At 40.1% G+C, this 2,191-nt stretch carries 3 protein-coding genes and 1 pseudogene; all 4 read right to left on the minus strand.

What is annotated here, in order from left to right:
* Positions 1-41: 41 nt before the first annotated feature.
* A complete protein-coding gene (locus STRDD04_RS03105; protein WP_062199270.1) occupies positions 42-605 on the minus strand; it encodes a redoxin domain-containing protein in 564 nt (187 codons plus the stop codon).
* A 68-nt stretch (positions 606-673) separates the two neighbouring features.
* Positions 674-994 (minus strand): hypothetical protein, encoded by a 321-nt coding sequence (locus tag STRDD04_RS03110; protein ID WP_062199272.1) that lies wholly within the window; start codon positions 992-994, stop codon positions 674-676.
* A gap of 27 nt (positions 995-1,021) precedes the next feature.
* On the minus strand, positions 1,022-1,732 hold the full coding sequence (ccdA2, locus tag STRDD04_RS03115) for a thiol-disulfide oxidoreductase-associated membrane protein CcdA2 (RefSeq protein ID WP_062199274.1): 711 nt from the start codon (positions 1,730-1,732) through the stop codon (positions 1,022-1,024).
* Positions 1,733-1,874: 142 nt separating this feature from the next.
* A pseudogene (locus STRDD04_RS03120) lies at positions 1,875-2,150 on the minus strand (sensor histidine kinase); the annotation flags it as partial.
* Positions 2,151-2,191 lie beyond the last annotated feature (41 nt).

A 2,191-nucleotide genomic window follows, 5' to 3' on the forward strand; every position in this document is an offset into this window, starting at 1 on the left:
ATGTCAGACGAAATTATTGACTTTTTTTATAGTTTGTCTTTCTACTTGATCTCCTTTAGTGTTTTTTCAATATCTTCCTTGCTCATATAGCCTATATGCGTCTTGGCAAAAGAACCATCGCTGCCAACAAAAAGAGCAGATGGATAAGAGCGAATACCGTATTCTTTCAGTAATTCTCCCTTAGTATCCATAAGAACTGGCATGTTCTTGTAATCCAAAGATTTATACCATTCCTTGAAATCATCAGCAGACTTTTCTCCATTAAAAGTCGGAGACACCACCGACAGGACAACATAATCTTTTCCTGACTGCTCCTTGGCCAAATCATTGGTATCTCCAAGTGTGGATAGACAGATAGAGCACCAAGAAGCCCAAAACTTTAGATAGACTTTCTTGCCTTTAAAATCAGACAGCTTATAGGTCTTGCCGTCCACTCCTTGCAAAGCGAAATCCTTAGCCATTTTTGTAGCTTGGTTAGAATTTGACTTGCTAGTCATGGAACTTTTATCATTTTTGGAAGCTTCCGAATTCATTTGCTGATTTGAACAAGCTCCCAATAATCCTACACAAAGCAGCCCTGCGGTTAATAGAGACAGTTTTTTCATAGTATTCTTTCCTCTCCAAACAAGGAGAAAGCCGACAAAATTGACGACTTCCACTCTCATTGATAATTTTATTTATCAGATGACATTTCGGATGAATCTTTCATTTCATCCTTCATGCTTGAATCACTTGATTTCATATCATCTTTCATGTCAGACTTACTGTCGGACATCATAGAAGAGTCCTTCATATCATCCTTTTGCATCTTGTCATCAGACATGCTAGAGTCTTTCATATTCTCCTTCTTCATGTCATCTTTTTTCATATCGTCTTTCTTCATCATGCTGCTGTCGTCCATCTTTTTCATATCTGAATTTGACTTTTGACTGGAGCAAGCAGCCAAGGCAAAGATACTAAGAGTAGCCATTGTAAGAGTTGCGATTTTTTTCATGATATTTCTCCTTTAATCATATAATATTTATCCAAATAGTGACGCTAAAGCGTTTAGATTTCCGAGCATAAGCAGGATTCCCATAAGAATGATAAGTGCCCCGCCGATTTTCTTAAGCGTTCCCATATAAGGTTTGAGTTTTGCAAAGCGCTGTAATACCCAGCCGGAAGCCAAAGCCATAGCTAGAAATGGAAGGGCTAATCCAAGTGTATAAACCAACATAAGCAAACCGCCCTGAAGAGCACCAGCTCCCCCAGAAGCAGCAATCGCTAAAACAGAGCTCAGAACAGGCCCAACACAGGGTGTCCAACCAAAGCTAAAAGTAATCCCTAAAATAAAGGCATTAAGCAAGTCACTCCGTTTACTATTCTGTTTAAACTGGATGCTTTTTTGCTTTTGCAGCTGCTGGATATTGATGACGCCCGTTTGGTGGATTCCCAATAGTATGACAATTCCACCCAAAAGATAGCGAAACCAAGGGGCGTATAGGACTTGACCTAGAGCACCAGCACCGTAGCCCAAGACTAAAAATACAGTCGACAATCCCGCTATAAAGCAGAGTGTTTTGACCATCCCATACCAAGAAACCTCTCGTCCTAGAATCTTGAACGTCCTCGGCTGCTCTTCATCTAACAAGATTCCTACATAAACCGGCATAAGCGGTAAGATACAAGGGGAGAAAAAGGAAAGAATCCCTGCCAGAAAAACTGAAATAAAGAACAAAAAACTTGTAGCCATTTCAAAAACCTCTCGATCATTTTCTGACTATAGTATAAAATAAAAATCCCCCTAAAAATAGGGAGATAGATTTGAAAAAACTTGAATTTGATTTTATCTTTTCTACACCATGAGTTGAAAGTATTCACCACTGACTGAGGATTTATGTTAAGTTGAGAGCAAATGTAAAGGTGCTTCCTAGGCCACACTGGCTTTCGACCGTAATTTCTCCACCCAGCTGATGAGCCAACTCACGCGCAATCGCAAGGCCCAGACCATGGCCACCTGTCTTCATATTACGTGAAGTTTCCACACGGTAGAGGCGTTTGAAAATCTTATCCAAATCCTCGGGAGCAATGCCCTGTCCTTCATCTTTCACACTAATTGTCAAGACTTGCTCAGTTAATTGAGCCGTAACCTCAATTTTAGGGCTCTTTTCTACCATTTGTCAAGTCTGTCAAGGCTTTAAGTGAAAAATGA

Source organism: Streptococcus sp. DD04, assembly GCF_001578725.1.
Classification (GTDB): Bacteria; Bacillota; Bacilli; order Lactobacillales; family Streptococcaceae; genus Streptococcus; species Streptococcus sinensis.